13 protein-coding genes are annotated in these 14241 nt (G+C 53.1%); 5 read left to right on the forward strand and 8 right to left on the reverse strand.

All coding sequences use genetic code 11. The features are described from left to right. The first annotated feature begins 6 nt into the window (after positions 1–6). The 5 genes from J5069_RS09080 to J5069_RS09100 all read left to right on the forward strand — a co-directional run bounded on the left by J5069_RS09080 (position 7) and on the right by J5069_RS09100 (position 6131). A complete protein-coding gene (locus tag J5069_RS09080) occupies positions 7–1329 on the forward strand; it encodes a radical SAM protein (protein WP_264643497.1) in 1323 nt (440 codons plus the stop codon). 11 nt (positions 1330–1340) lie between these two features. After that, a complete protein-coding gene (locus tag J5069_RS09085) occupies positions 1341–2039 on the forward strand; it encodes a molecular chaperone (RefSeq protein ID WP_264627979.1) in 699 nt (232 codons plus the stop codon). Positions 2040–2141: 102 nt separating this feature from the next. Next, the gene (locus J5069_RS09090; protein ID WP_264643498.1) at positions 2142–4730 is read left to right on the forward strand and encodes a molybdopterin-dependent oxidoreductase; all 2589 of its coding nucleotides are present in this window, start codon (positions 2142–2144) and stop codon (positions 4728–4730) included. A 2-nt stretch (positions 4731–4732) separates the two neighbouring features. Further along, entirely contained in the window at positions 4733–5284 is a 552-nt protein-coding gene (locus J5069_RS09095; protein ID WP_264643499.1) for a DMSO/selenate family reductase complex B subunit, read from the forward strand. A 1-nt stretch (position 5285) separates the two neighbouring features. Then, complete coding sequence (locus tag J5069_RS09100) at positions 5286–6131, forward strand: dimethyl sulfoxide reductase anchor subunit family protein (RefSeq protein ID WP_264643500.1); 846 nt, start codon at positions 5286–5288, stop codon at positions 6129–6131. 64 nt (positions 6132–6195) lie between these two features. Here the strand turns inward: J5069_RS09100 and J5069_RS09105 are convergent, their stop codons facing one another. The 8 genes from J5069_RS09105 to J5069_RS09140 form a co-directional block, all read right to left on the reverse strand. After that, complete coding sequence (locus J5069_RS09105) at positions 6196–7095, reverse strand: LysR family transcriptional regulator (protein ID WP_264627965.1); 900 nt, start codon at positions 7093–7095, stop codon at positions 6196–6198. A 74-nt stretch (positions 7096–7169) separates the two neighbouring features. Beyond that, a complete protein-coding gene (gene cho, locus J5069_RS09110; protein ID WP_264643779.1) occupies positions 7170–8012 on the reverse strand; it encodes an excinuclease Cho in 843 nt (280 codons plus the stop codon). An 88-nt stretch (positions 8013–8100) separates the two neighbouring features. After that, a complete protein-coding gene (locus J5069_RS09115; RefSeq protein WP_264643501.1) occupies positions 8101–8385 on the reverse strand; it encodes a ferredoxin family protein in 285 nt (94 codons plus the stop codon). Beyond that, the gene (locus tag J5069_RS09120) at positions 8382–9668 is read right to left on the reverse strand and encodes an FAD-dependent oxidoreductase (protein ID WP_264643502.1); all 1287 of its coding nucleotides are present in this window, start codon (positions 9666–9668) and stop codon (positions 8382–8384) included. Before J5069_RS09120 ends, J5069_RS09115 begins: the two co-directional genes overlap by 4 nt. A 24-nt stretch (positions 9669–9692) precedes the next feature. Continuing rightward, complete coding sequence (locus tag J5069_RS09125; protein WP_264643503.1) at positions 9693–10631, reverse strand: FAD-binding protein; 939 nt, start codon at positions 10629–10631, stop codon at positions 9693–9695. A 20-nt stretch (positions 10632–10651) separates the two neighbouring features. After that, positions 10652–11428, reverse strand: coding sequence for a putative electron transfer flavoprotein FixA (gene fixA / locus J5069_RS09130; RefSeq protein WP_264643504.1), 777 nt, complete (start codon positions 11426–11428; stop codon positions 10652–10654). A 98-nt stretch (positions 11429–11526) separates the two neighbouring features. Continuing rightward, positions 11527–12666, reverse strand: a complete 1140-nt coding sequence (locus J5069_RS09135) for an acyl-CoA dehydrogenase family protein (RefSeq protein ID WP_264643505.1) — start codon at positions 12664–12666, stop codon at positions 11527–11529. Positions 12667–12793: 127 nt separating this feature from the next. Continuing rightward, positions 12794–14131: a GntP family permease gene (locus tag J5069_RS09140; RefSeq protein WP_264643506.1), complete on the reverse strand. Its 1338-nt coding sequence runs from the start codon at positions 14129–14131 to the stop codon at positions 12794–12796. Between the last annotated feature and the right edge of the window lie 110 nt (positions 14132–14241).

A 14241-nucleotide genomic window follows, 5' to 3' on the forward strand; every position in this document is an offset into this window, starting at 1 on the left:
TGAAAAATGAACATCATCAATAGCACGACCTTTCCGTGTATTAACGATCCTGATTTCGCACAGTACGCTCAACGTTATATCGAGATTGAGCAAAAGACCTTACAGGCCATCACACGGTATGGTCTGCCGTTTGAATCCACCGGCGAAAGCAGCGATAACGCACTTGCCCTAAAACACCAACTGCGCGCCATGGGAGCCCAGTTTTCCAACAATGACAAAAGCATTCACATCAACTGGATTTCTGATGCATGCGTTGCCTGCCGCACGGGAGCAGGGAGTTACACCGCGTTCATTTCGCTAAAATGCCATCGTCAATGCTATTTCTGTTTCAATCCCAATCAACAGGATTATGACTACTACCAACACCATCTGCGTCAGGCAGCAACGGAAGTTGAACAGATTGCTGCCAGCGGAGAGCCCCTGCAATTTGCGGCGTTGACCGGGGGAGAACCACTATTACACAAAGCGGAAGCGACCGGTTTCTTCAAACAGGTTCAGCACCATTTTCCTGATATTCACGCCCGGCTCTACACTGCCGGCGATCCCCTGGACGAGCAAACCGCACAACAGCTGCAACAAGCCGGGCTGAAAGAAATTCGGTTTAGCATCAAAATTGACGATCCGGCAGAGAAGCAAGCCCGCATACTGCGGCGCATTCGCCTGGCAAAAAAATATATTCCCACTGTAATGGTGGAAATGCCGGTTATTCCCGGCAGCGGCGAACAGATGAAAGCGTTATTGCGCGAACTTGATGCCCTCGGCGTTGACGGTATCAACCTGCTGGAGTTTTGTTTTCCTCTGGCGAATGCCGCCGCGTTTCGCGAACGCGGTTTTACCCTGAAATATCCCCCCTATCAGGTGTATTACAATTATTGGTATGCCGGCGGGTTAGCCATTGCCGGTAGCGAAACATTGGCGCTGGAATTGATGCTGTTCGCGTTAGAGAGCGCGTTGAGGCTGGGCGTACACTATTGCTCTTTGGAAAATAAACATACCGGCCAAGTGTTCCAGCAAAACCACCTCAGCCCGGTTGACAACACCTACTATTTTTCTCCCCGAGACGCTTTTTTCAAATGCGCTAAAGTATTCGGCTCGGCCATTACTGCCGTGAAAACCCTTCTGGCCCAACACCACATTCCCGTCAGACACAGTCAGCAACATCACTGTATTCAGTTTCACCCCTCGGCCATTTCCTTGCTTGGTGCATTGCCCGTTGAGGTTTGTCTTTCACTCAACGTTATTGAACACCTTTCAGAAACCGAGCGTTACGTGAAGGAAGTGCAATTACAACACGTAACGCCATCCACCTTTTCACTGGCCGACATTTAAAGGATATGACGATGACCCCTCATCAATTCCCGCAATACCTCATCCAGCGCACCGTGGGTTACGATCTTTTACGCCGGTTGCTGATCGAAGAGCCCACGCCTGCACTGTTGAATTTTCTCCAGCAGCAAGATCTGGCGACGCTGTTCCCTGCGATCGCTGACGCGAATTTCTCTTCAGCAGTAGAAAGTGTGCAGCACGCGCTGGCAGGAGAACCCTTTATCACCGGTGAGAGCGCCTTTGAAAATCTGCATTGGGATTTCACCCGCTTGTTTATCGGCCCTGAGACGCCCCCTGCACCACCGTGGGAATCCATCTATGTATCGCGCGATAAGCTGTTGTTTCAACGTTGCACCCAAGAGGTGAAGCAGGTTTATCAATCCTGCGGGTTGACCATGTCTGACGATGACGGCGAGGCCCCAGACCACATCGGGTTCGAGCTCGATTTTCTTTATCAGCAAAGCCAGTCCGTTGCCGAAGCGTTGCACAGCGGCGCGGCGCTTCAGAACGTCATGCTTTCTCTGCTAAGGCAACGTGATTTTCTCCAGCAGCATACGCTGGCGTTCTGTGATGCGTTTTCTCATAACGTAAAAACACACGCAGAGACCGATTTCTATCGCGGCATCGCTCAGCTATTGCCGGTGTTTTTAACCCACGATGCACAGCAACTCAATCAGGTCGTTGACATGGAGACTGTGCAGGCAACGTCATAACAAAAACGATAACACGCTATGCCCACCGCCATGTCGGCAATGCCGTATTGGCAGATCCGACGGCGGCAGGGTTTTTATGCAATGTGAAAGTAGGAGTATTACATGATCAATAATTTACTTTCTGGAATCAGTCGGCGTGCGTTTATCCAGATAAGCTCCGCGGCAGCCGCTATCGCAGCGTTGCCCATGAGCCGCGGATTACGCGCTGAACCGACTACCGCCCAGCCGGCAACGGCTGTGACGGACAAAACAGGCACCTGGAAACCCGCAGCATGCTGGCATAACTGTGGTGGCCGCTGCTTGAACAAGGCGTTGGTGGTAGATGGCGTAGTAGAACGTCAAAAGACGGATGATACTCACAGTGACACCCCTGATAATCCTCAACAACGGGGATGTCTGCGCGGCCGCTCCCAGCGTAAACAAGTCTTTGGTGCCGACCGTATCCGTTATCCCATGAAGCGTAAAAACTGGGCCCCTGGCGGCGGTGATAAATCGCTCCGTGGGCGTGATCAATGGGTACGCATCAGTTGGGACGAAGCGCTGGACATTGTGGCCAGCGAAACCAAGCGTATCAAAGAAAAGTATGGCAATGAGTCAATCTGGCTCACCGGCTCTAACGGCACGCATTACCTTAATATGTACGCTAACTACGGCGGTTATACCTCAGACTGGGGAACGACGTCCTGGGGAGCATGGAAAGACACACCGGAATATATCGGCGTTCATGATGGGTGGGTCCGTTTCGGCACCAACGATCGTCTGGACTTACGCAAATCTCAGCTTATCGTCCTGTGGGGAGCCAACCCCGCCTGGAGTAGCCCGGGCAGCCCGACCTATCACTATCTGCAAGCGAAAAAGGCCGGTGCGCGCTTTATCTGTATTGATCCGAGCTACCATGCAACCTGTGAGCTGCTCGATGCCGATTGGGTTCCGGTCAACCCTGGCACAGACCATGCGCTTGCACTAGGCATTATGTATGCCCTACTGGAAGAGGACGATCCGCAAAACAACCCGCTGATAGATTGGGATTTCCTGAACCGTTGCTGTGTTGGCTTCGACAGGGAGCACATGCCTGCAAGCGCTAATCCCGATGATAATTTCAAAGATTATCTGTTGGGCACCTTTACCCACGAGCCCAAGAATCCTGAGTGGGCCGCCGAAATCTGTGGTGTTGCGCCAGACACTATCCGTAGCCTGGCAAGACAAATCGGTGGCACTCGCCGCGTCGCCCTGCTCACTGGGTGGGCACCAGCCCGTATTCACAATGGTGAAGGATGGGTTCATGCGTTTTCAACGCTCGGTTTTATGACCGGGCATATGGGCCGTTCTGGCCGAATGACTGGCGTATGCTGCCATTACACGGCTGGCAACGGCGGTACACGTTTGGTTAACGGCGGCGGTACAGGGCTCCCCAACTTCCCAAACCCGATCAGCAGCACCATTAATCACAACGAGATCAACAGGGCATTGACCGAAGGCAAATTTCGCCAGCGCGGTAAGGGCGAGAAACAGGTGGATATCCAGATGATGTTCCACACCTTCAATGCCACGATGCAAACGCGAGCCAATATTACGCAAGGCATCGCTGCGCTAAGGGAGAAGGTTGAGTTCATCGTCTCTCCCACTTATGTGTTGCACACCAGCGCCAAGTATTCTGATGTGGTCTTGCCGGTCACGACCGAATGGGAACGGGAAGGCACCATTTTAAACCCCAGCAACCGCGACGTGCTGATTGTGGCAGTGAATATTGTTAAACCGCTTTATGAAGCGAAAAGCGATCAATGGATTGCAAAAGAGATCGGCAAACGTCTGGGCGTTGATGTTGATAAAATCTTCCCGATTTCTGAAAAGCAGCAGTTTTTCAATACGCTACAAGGGGCTAACGTCATTGATGAAGACGGTAAGACCAAGGTTCCCTTGTTAACCATCACTGAGCAGGATCTGGCAGCATGGGGGGTTAAGGGGAAAACGCAGCAGGGCAAAACCTCTCTGAATGCATTCCTGACCCGTGGCACCTATCAGGTAGAGCGCACCGAAGGGGATAATTACGGCTATATCGCCTATAAAGATTTTGTCCAGGCCCCAGAGAAGAATCCACGCGACACGGATAGCGGGAAGTTTGAAATTTATTGCGAGAAACTCAAACGAATCAGCCATGAGTACGGCTGGAATGAAGTACCTCCTATTCCTGCCTATACCGCCAAGCCCAAAGGGTATGAAGAAAGCTTCTCAGATTGGAACGCTAAAGTGAAAGGCGAGTATCCCTTCCAGGTTTACAATCCGCACTATTTAAGACGTTCACACAGTACGTTGGATAACGTGCCCTGGCTTAGAGAAGCCTGGCCCTCACCCGTCTATCTCAATAAATCTGATGCCACCCGCCTTGGCATCCGCCACGGTGAAACCGTGCTCATTACCAGCGCCTCAGGAAAAACGCTGCGCCCGGCCTGGCTGACCGAAACGTTGAAACCCGGCGTTGTCGCGCTGCCTCACGGCAGTTGGTTCGAGCTTGATGAGGCCAGCGGCATTGATTTGGCCGGGGCGGATAACGCTATCTCGGAACAGGTCGCGACCGGGTTTGGGACATCGGGCTGGAATACCGTGCTGTGCGACGTGAAAAAGTGGCAAGGCCCGGCATTGATTCCTGATGTAGACAGACCACAACGTATCATTTTTGGTGAGGAGCGATAACGATGGAACAGGTTGGATTCTATTTTAATGCCGCCGCGTGCATCGGTTGCAAAACATGCGTCATCGCTTGCAAGGATAAAAACGATCTGGAAGTGGGACGTAATTTTCGACGGGTCTACGACTTTGAGGAAGGTACGTTTCCCAAGCCGAAACGTTGGCATCTTTCTATCGCGTGTAATCATTGCGACTCGCCTGCCTGTGTCAGCCATTGCCCCACCAAGGCGATGCATAAGCGCGAAGAAGATGGGGTGGTCGTGGTCGATCACACACTGTGCGTCGGCTGCCGCTACTGCACCTGGGCATGTCCTTACGAAGCACCGCAGTTTGATGAGGCGTCTGGCATGATGACGAAATGCGATACCTGCCTGAATCTGCGCGCCAAGGGGGAAAACCCAGCCTGCGTGGATGCCTGCCCCATGCGAGCCTTGGATTTCGGTCCCATCAGTGAACTGCGGAAAAAATACGGCAACAATGCGGATATCGCAGGTCTGCCCGACTCATCGCTAACCCGACCCAACTTGATCGTGGGTACTAAAACACAGCGAGGATACTGACATGCACGAATGGCCATTGATCTTTTTTACCTTGCTGATGCAAATCACTGTCGGTTGTGTCGTCACCGTTTGGTATTGCCATACATTCATTTTCACTACGTTGACCGATGATAAACGGCTGAAGCTGGCGAGTCCCGCACTCTTGTGTGCGTTACTGTGCGGCGGCGTTGGCTTATTGGCATCCGTTGCGCATCTGGGTAACCCGTGGCATGCGCTATTTACACTTAGCCATGTCGCCTCATCCTGGATGAGCCGCGAAATCCTGTTCACAGCGCTGTTTATGGGCTTGCTATTTTTGACACTGGTTTATGCACTGGTGAAAAAACAGCTACCTACCGCACTGCTGGGGCTCACCGCGTTGGTCGGCGTGGCGGATATCTTCGTCATGTCAGCCATTTACGACCATAGCCGTTTTATCCTTTGGCAAGGATGGGGAACCTATGCGGGCTTTTATGGTTCGGCGTTTATGATGGGCAGCCTGTTGTATGCGCTGTGCCTGTGGCCCCGGTTACACCAACTGGCAGAGGATGAGAGTGCGCGTGCCATGACACCTTTGCTTCGCTTCTACCTGCTGGGTTTTGTGCTGGCTACGGTTGCGGTCATTGTCATGTTTTCTGCCGTTGCCCCCAACCTTGCGCAAGGAATCAGCATTAAAACCGCTGCGGTGAATGTCGGAACACTGACGCTGTGGCGTTACCTGCTGCTGGGCATCGCACTGGTCCTGCTGGTGACCTATGTCACCCGATTGCCACGAAAATCATTGCCTGCCCTGCTCTCAATGGCGTTGATGATAACCATCACCGGCGAGTTCTTGGGGCGCTACGCGTTCTTTAGCGTCGGAGGGTGATCGTGCGCTAACCATCAATGGGCTGGCTAACAGCCCTTTTTTTATGGCGCAGAACAGGGGATGATTACGCGTTTTTTTGTTTACGGATGAAATCTATCAACATTTCAGCGCTGGGCAGCAAAGGACGCGCGGGTAACCACACGGCCCCAATATCCATCGAAGGGATCACGTTACTCACATCCCGCCGGACAATACGATTGCCTTCCAACGACCAGGGGCGATACACAAAATCAGACAAAATGGTGACACCGTGGCCTTGCGCCACCATACCCCTTATCGCCTCAATGGAGGTCGATTTAAATTTGATGCGTGGTTGCAGATTTTGCTCAGCCCAGTAATGATTGACGGTAGGGATATGGTCATCCATATCGAGAAGCAAAAAATCTTCTTTCGCAATGCTCTCTAACGTAATCGTCGGCGCATCCTGTAATGGGTGGCCGGCACAGGTCCATAATCGCCGAGTCGAACGAATGAATATCTCTGTCGCAAAATCCTCTGGCAGCATGATGTTAGACACCAGCATCAAGGCCAGATCAACCATCCCGGCCCTTATCGCCTGACACAATCGGGGAGAAGGATACTCAACCAGGCTAAATTGCAAAGAAGGAAAGCGCGCCGTAATCGAGCTCAGCAGCGCAGGCAGCATATAGGCCGAGAGGGTTTCAGTGACACCAATGCGCAGCGTTCCACTCAGATCGTTAGACGGAATCAGCATATCATCCGTCGCGAGCTGAACGGTGTTTAATACCTTTCTGGCATGGCGTAATAGACGCTCTCCGGTTTCCGTCAGGCGTATTCCTTTGGCATGGCGGGTAAACAGCGACCTTCCGCATTGCTCTTCCAGATTTTGCAGCGCAACCGTCATTGACGATTGGGAAACATTGCAAAACAACGCTGCCTTAGAGATTTGTCCGGCATCGGCAACAGCGACAAAAAATTCAAGTTGGCGCAGCGTAAATAACATCGAAAATCCATAGCATAAATGTGGATAATCCATATTATCATTCATCAGCCGCGATGAATGTCGATGAGATCAGATCATTCCAGCAAAATGACCTCATGCTGCCCCTTTAACAGCGGCCCGCTTAAAATCTTGTATCCGTCGCGATCAAAACCGTGAGCGACCTTGGTCAAGCGTGCTGCATCAGCGATGTCTTCTACGGATCCGAGGTAATACCAGTTGTTGATAACATGAATCTGCCGCACATCGCCGTGCTGCTCCACCAGCCCGACGGCGCCCGAGTAAGGCCAGTTGAACACGCGTAGCTGTTGCAGCCCATCGAGCAGACGCAGTTGATGCTCTACCACCGGTTCCTTGCCACAACAGGCACCTGCGCATCGCCCCAGTTGATGTCTGAAACAAGCACGGCCATGCGGCTTTTTTTCCAAACCTAACAGCCCGTAACACAGCAACTCACTGTCGGCGATATCCAGCAGCGCTTGCTGCGCAGCGCGCCGGTTGGAGAACAAGCCGTATAAATCGGGCGTATGGGAAAAGTCGATCTCTTTTGCCGAGACAATATGGGGAGCGCCGTTACGCAAATGCAACGAGCAGAGCTGGCGACTGCGCCGCAGCCGTTTATTGTGCAACGGCTGTAGCTGTTTGATCATTTGCGCTTCCAGCAACAGCGCGCCAATCTCACCCGCCGTCAAATGATAGCTGATGCGGCGAGACTGGTGCAGCATGCGCGCCTCGGAAACGGTCCTGAAATGCGACATGACACGACTGCGGATATTGACGCTTTTACCGATATACAGCGGCATGACATCGCTATCGCTATGGAAGACATAGACGCCTGGTGCTGCGGGCAATCCCTCAAGAAACGGGCGCAGGTGCTCAGGGTAGTGATAGGCCTCCATGGCATCTAACGGCTTATCCATAGAGGCTTGATACGGATTCACGGGGATACTCGCCATTACTGTAATTGCATACAGTGTAGCAAATTTTCACCCGTTGAAAAGTCCCCACTCAACCATAGCGAAACTCAACCCCCTGGGTCCCGATGGGAAAGCTCCATTTCTCCAGAATGGTGTTCCCGCACAGCACGCGGCAGGTACCGCACTCCAAACACCCTGCGGAATCAAACAGATATTGACCTTGCTCATCCTGTTTATACAGCCCTGCCGGACAGGCTAACATCAGCTTGTTGAACGCCACCGGGTCAGGGTTGGCAATCAGTACAATGTGCGGATTGCCCTCATCAACATAAAACTTGTTAACCCCCAGCTTGATATCCACATTGACCTTACTCATAACCAACGCACTCCTTTAAAACCATCTTTCAGGATGTTCATTACCCCGACGTTTCCGATGCGGGAGAACATCTTGTTACGCAGAGGACGTTGCGGACCGTTGATGGTAAACAGATCCTGCATCATGCCCGTCATCATCGTCGGATAAGCGCTGAAAAAACGTGGATTGTCTAAAAACGCTGGCAGATTTTTATACAGCTTCATGTCTTTGAGAACGAAGCTTTCATCCAGCAGCATCTGATAGCCTGACAACCCCTGTCGGCTGAAATCGTCACGCTGTTTGGCCGCGATAACCGCTTTGGCGGCAGCGTCTCCGGAAGCAATAGCCAAATCCATACCACGTACCGTATAGCCGACGTTCAGACAGAACCCAGCGGCATCACCGGCAATCAACACACCATCACCGATCAGCTCCGGTACCATATCCAAACCGCCTTCAGGCACCAGATGCGCCGAGTATTCCAGCAGTTTGCCATCACTGACCAACGGGGCAACCAGCGGATGTTGCTTGAAATCCTCCAGCAGTTGCGGCACGCTTTTGCTCAGCTTGTCTACGTTGTGCAAACCGAGCACCAAACCTAATGAAACGGTGTTCTTGTTGGTATACAGGAATCCGCCCCCCATCAGGCCCTCAGAAGGCGTACCGGCAAACAACCAGGCCAGTCCATCATCTCCAGCACAACCAAAACGCTCGGCCATCTGTTCCGGGGTAAATGCCAGCAGTTCTTTAACCCCCACCGCCACTGTATGGGGATTGACATGGCGCACCATACCCAGCTTTTCCCCCAACAGTGAATTAACCCCGTCAGCCAGAATCACAACGCGCGCTTCAATTTCGTCTTCGCCCGCTCTGACGCCACACACCTTCCCTTCTCGCACGATCAATTCGTCAACGCGTACGCCGGGGATCAATTGCGCGCCCGCAGCCTCCGCCTCCCCCATCAACCAGGGATCAAACGTGGCGCGTAACACGGTGTAGGAGCGCTCTTCGGGCAGCGCAGAAGCCGCGTGCTGGTAGTCCAGCGTGACGCCGCTATCCGCTGTCAGCATGGATATTTTCTCTCGAGTGACCTGACGCTCCAGCGGCGCGCGTTCGGCAAACCCCGGCATGATGCGCTCCAGGCTGTGGGCATAGAGCCGCCCACCCGTCATGTTTTTTCCACCCGAGACATTGCTGCGTTCAATCACCAGCACATCCAGCCCGGCTTGTGCCAATACGTAGGCGGCTGTGGCACCGGCCAGCCCTCCCCCCACGATGATGGCGTCAAAAATATCGTCTGCCATAGTGTGTTAATCCTTTACCTTGCGTTAACGGTTTAACCGGGCGGTTAACGCCGGCAGAATTTTATAAAGATCGCCGACAATACCGTAATCAACGCTGTTGAAAATCGGGGCATTCTTGTCTTTATTGATGGCAACCAGCGTTTTGACGTTGTTCACACCGACCATATGCTGGATCTGCCCAGACACACCGGCGGCAATATAAAGATCAGCGTGCAGCGTGGTGCCGGAAACGCCGATATAGCGCTGATGTTCCATCCAGCCTTCCCCCTCTGCAATGGGGCGCGAACAGCCCACTTCCCCGTGAATCGCCTGAGCCAATGCGCTCGCCAGTGCGATATCCTGCTGTTTGCCAAAGCCCCGTCCGACGCCAACCACGCGCTTCGCCTTGGCGAGATCGACCGTGCTACCGGGTTTGGCCCGACGCGCAATCAGTTTCAGCGGATGCGCTGGCGGAACAAACGCGCCCGGCTTTACACTCGCGCTGGCCGCACCGTTAACGCTTTCCTCAGCGCTACTGCCACAGGTGACCACAGCGTAGGGCGAGAGCAACTGTTGCGTCTCATGAGCCAAGCCGCCATAGAACGGATGAGAGGCAAACACGCCGTCTTCTTCTACTCGCAAGCGAATAACATCATTGACCACCGCAGCATTAAGTTGTGCACCCAGTCGCGCGGCGATGGCTTTGCCGCGTTTGCTGGCCGCCAGCAACACCAGCGCCCGAGGTCCTGATTCACGAATAATGCTGACAAACGATGGCACATAGTCTTCGCTGACAACGCCTTCCTGCGGCGTGAAGTGATACACGATATTGGCGCCGAGATTGACGCACGCCTTCACCTGCTGTTCATCCCCCACAAATAAAACGTTAACTTCCTCGCCCCACTGGCGGGCGTTGGCAAGTAGACCGGCAAGACGATCCGTATTGTCGGCGTAAACAAAAACGAGCGGTAATAGCGTAGCCATGATGGATTCCTTGCGTAGGGTTATTGATTCAGCGCTTTACGAAGATGATCGGCGAAGGCAGCGATATTGTCGTCAGAATCGCCTTCGATGCAGATGCCAAGCCTGTCAGCTTGTTCCGGCGCACAGGCGCTAACGCGGATCGCTGTTACCGGGCCAGAGTCACAGACCACATCGGCCAGACTCCACTGGGTCACCGTTTTTTTACTCGCCGCCAGAATCGCTTTCATTGACGGCAGGCGCGGCGTGTTGATATCCGATGTCACGGAGATCACCGCAGGCAAGGTCAGTTCCAACTCTTCCACCACATCTTCGAGGTCACGCTCAACGCGCACTTTATCGCCGACAACGGTGATTTTGCTGACCGCATTGACGCAGGGCAGATTGAGCCGCTCGCCTATCTGGATACCGGTTTGTTGTGCATAGAGATCGCCAGAACCTTCGCCACAGATAATCAGATCGAAGCCTAGTTTCTGCGCGGCACAGGCCAGAATCTGTGCTGTTTCGGTTGGATAGATCCCGTCACAGGCGTCATCGGCGATCACCGTTAACGTATCAGGCCCACGAGACAGCACGTCCTTACGAATTCGGGCGTTTTCCAGCAGGGTCTTACTGCCCACGCTGAGCGCCGTCAGTTGGCTGCCGGGCTGTTCGCTTGCCAGCACCGTTGCAGCCTCTAAGGCATTAAGATCGTAGAGGCTGATTTTCAGATTGGCATTATCCACACACAGCGAGCGATCCGCGTTGGTGGTGATGTCTTGCTCGTCATGGACGATTTTGCAGCAGGCGATAAGTCTCATAGTGAGCGCTCTCCCTAAAGATGCCTGAAAAAAGAAGGTGGTTGAAGCGGGCCACAGAGCGCAACAGATCGCTGTGGCCAACAGGTCAGTGGCCTGATTCAGGCCAAAATATGTTTAGCGATCACCATGCGTTGTACTTCACTGGTGCCTTCGAAGATCTCTGTCAACTTCGCTTCCCGCATCAGTCGTTCAACCGGATACGACGAGGTGTAGCCCATGCCACCGTGCAGTTGCACTGCTTTTTGGGTGACATAGGTGGCAGTTTCAGAAGCATAGAGCTTGGCTTGTGCGGCTTCGCGCGTGTAGGGGTGTCCGGCCATTTTGGCGGCAGCGGCACGATAGACCAGCATACGGGCACAATCGACCTGGGTAGCCATCTCTACCAGCATCCACTGTACCCCTTGATTAGCGGCAATGGGTTTACCGAACTGGATACGCTCTTTGGTGTAGGTGAGCGTGGCATCGAGTGCACTTTGGGCAATGCCCAGCGCAATGGCCGAGCAACTTAGCCGACCGCCATCCAGCGTTTCCATGGCGATAGCAAATCCTTTCCCTTCCGCGCCCAAACGACAACTGGCTGGCACCACACAGTCGCTGAAGCTGACGGCACAGGTATCGGAACCGTTCATCCCCATTTTCTCTTCCGGCAGGCCGATGCTAATGCCGGGGTTATCGCGCTCAACCAGAAACGCGGTAATGCCCTTTACCCCTTGGCTTTTGTCGGTCATGGCAAACACGATAAAGAATGCCCCCTGCGGTGCAGCGGTGATCCAAAGCTTGGAGCCGTTGATGATATAGTTATCGCCCTGACGCACTGCGGTGGTCTGCTGTGCGGCAGCATCACATCCGGCGCTCGGCTCCGACAGGCAGAAACAGCCAAGGCTTTCCCCCGTCACCACCTTCGGCAGCAAACGTTGCTGTGTCTGCGCGTCGGCGTATTTCTGAACGATCGGCCCGGTCAGGGAACATTGCGATCCCATGATCATGGCATGAGCAGCACTCACCTTTGCCATTTCTTCCGTCGCCACTATATAGCTGATCGCATCAGCATCGCTGCCGCCGAATGCCTCGTTAATATTAAAACCAAACAGGCCTAATTCAGCCATTGGCGTAATACTTTCCTGCGGGAAACGGTGCTGTTTATCAATAATAGCGGCAATGGGTTTAATATCGCTGTCCACAAACTCTCTGACCATATTACGAATCAGCGTTTGTTCTTCGTTAAGTTCGAAATTCATTTTTACGTCTCCCGATAATCTTGCTGGAATAAATAGTTATTCCCTGGTGTTTCATATTTTTTCGGTACGCGGTTACAAGATAATTACCGCGCACCGGCGTAGATCACGTCCTGAATAACAGAGGTGGTTATCCACCGAGCATAGTGATAGAGGCGGGCAACACAGCGTAAAGCAGCAACATAAAGGCCATGGCAACCAACGGAATGGCTAACGTCAGCATACCGACCGGACCATAGGCTTGTTTATGGCTGACACCGCACACACTCAGTACGGTAATAATCAATCCGTTAAAGGGCGGCGTGGTACTCATGCAGGCCATGGTCGCCACGCGGTGCAATGCACCCTGATCCACCACCGCAGCCGGAAACATAGAGGCAATCAGCGGCATGGCGATACTGAGTGCACCCGAGCCGGAACCGCTGATAAACACCAACGCACCGACGGCAATGGCGGTCACCATCAATGGGCTCAGCCCAGAGTGTGCAATCGCCTGAAAGGATTCCTGAAACGCAGGCAGCTTCATGACCAGCGCGCCAAAACCGACGATGACCGCCGTGTTAAACAGAGACACCACGCCCTCCATGGTGCCTGCCGCCAGGTTGCCGATAATCTCTTTCCAGTTGAGATAGCGAGCGTAAATAATCAGTGCCGAAACGATGGCGCAAAACAACGCAATTGCCGGGTCCCATTTCAAAATATTCAGCACCGACAGCAACAGCAGCATCGGCAACAGCGCAATGATCACATGGGGCTGCGGCTTATCTTTTGCCGCACTCTGCGGAGCATTGCTTTTCCCGGCGGCGGCATCGTCATCCACCCACCCTTCTCCGCTGGCTTTCACTTTGCGAAACAGCCATGACAGATAGAAGATCACCAATGTCGCCTGAAAAGCGGCCGTCAATAATCCTGGCACTAACCCCGCAGTGGCTGATGTGCCGAGAAACTTCATCGGTATCAGGTTCTGGATTTGGGGAGAACCCGGCATGATCATGACAAAGGTGCCCGCACCGGCAAAATAGACAGCGGGGATCAGCCTGCGCGGCAAATTGGCTTTTTTGAACATGCTGACCATCATGGAGTAGACGGTAAACAGCGCCACAAACACCGAGACACCGCCATAGGCCAGAATGGCACAGGCTGCCACCAACGAGGGGATTACCGCCCTTTCACCAAATTTACCGATGATGAACGATGCCACGCTGTCAGCCGCACCGCTGATGGCCGTCAGCTTGCCGAATATCGCCCCCAGTACGAAGATAAAAAAGAAGGCGCCGAAATAGCTGCCAAGCCCCGTGGTGTAGATTTTTAATATCGCATCCAGAGGATTCAGACCATCTGGCGCGGTTAACCATGCCGTCACGGCTAAAAACAGGCTGGCGGTAAAGACAGAAATAAAGATGTGTATGCCTTTTATACACATCACCATCAAAATAATTAATCCGAGAATCAAACAGAAAATACCCATGATATTCTCTCTTCTATTTATTTATCAGCGTCAGAGATGATTAAATTAAACAACCATTCGCCTTGGTTGAACGCGGTGTAATATGCCGCGCTCAACCCAGTTTCATTAAT

This window comes from Candidatus Symbiopectobacterium sp. NZEC127 (assembly GCF_025962675.1).
In the GTDB taxonomy this organism is placed as follows: Bacteria; Pseudomonadota; Gammaproteobacteria; order Enterobacterales; family Enterobacteriaceae; genus Symbiopectobacterium.

What these genes read in the sequence shown, in the direction of transcription:
- J5069_RS09135 (WP_264643505.1), bottom strand. Translation starts at nt 12,666, where the DNA reads ATGAATTTCGAACTTAACGAAGAACAAACGCTGATTCGTAATATGGTC.
- fixA (WP_264643504.1), bottom strand. Translation starts at nt 11,428, where the DNA reads ATGAGACTTATCGCCTGCTGCAAAATCGTCCATGACGAGCAAGACATC.
- J5069_RS09090 (WP_264643498.1), top strand. Translation starts at nt 2,142, where the DNA reads ATGATCAATAATTTACTTTCTGGAATCAGTCGGCGTGCGTTTATCCAG.
- J5069_RS09080 (WP_264643497.1), top strand. Translation starts at nt 7, where the DNA reads ATGAACATCATCAATAGCACGACCTTTCCGTGTATTAACGATCCTGAT.
- J5069_RS09100 (WP_264643500.1), top strand. Translation starts at nt 5,286, where the DNA reads ATGCACGAATGGCCATTGATCTTTTTTACCTTGCTGATGCAAATCACT.
- J5069_RS09115 (WP_264643501.1), bottom strand. Translation starts at nt 8,385, where the DNA reads ATGAGTAAGGTCAATGTGGATATCAAGCTGGGGGTTAACAAGTTTTAT.
- J5069_RS09125 (WP_264643503.1), bottom strand. Translation starts at nt 10,631, where the DNA reads ATGGCTACGCTATTACCGCTCGTTTTTGTTTACGCCGACAATACGGAT.
- J5069_RS09095 (WP_264643499.1), top strand. Translation starts at nt 4,733, where the DNA reads ATGGAACAGGTTGGATTCTATTTTAATGCCGCCGCGTGCATCGGTTGC.
- J5069_RS09085 (WP_264627979.1), top strand. Translation starts at nt 1,341, where the DNA reads ATGACCCCTCATCAATTCCCGCAATACCTCATCCAGCGCACCGTGGGT.
- J5069_RS09120 (WP_264643502.1), bottom strand. Translation starts at nt 9,668, where the DNA reads ATGGCAGACGATATTTTTGACGCCATCATCGTGGGGGGAGGGCTGGCC.
- J5069_RS09105 (WP_264627965.1), bottom strand. Translation starts at nt 7,095, where the DNA reads ATGTTATTTACGCTGCGCCAACTTGAATTTTTTGTCGCTGTTGCCGAT.
- J5069_RS09140 (WP_264643506.1), bottom strand. Translation starts at nt 14,131, where the DNA reads ATGGGTATTTTCTGTTTGATTCTCGGATTAATTATTTTGATGGTGATG.
- cho (WP_264643779.1), bottom strand. Translation starts at nt 8,012, where the DNA reads ATGGATAAGCCGTTAGATGCCATGGAGGCCTATCACTACCCTGAGCAC.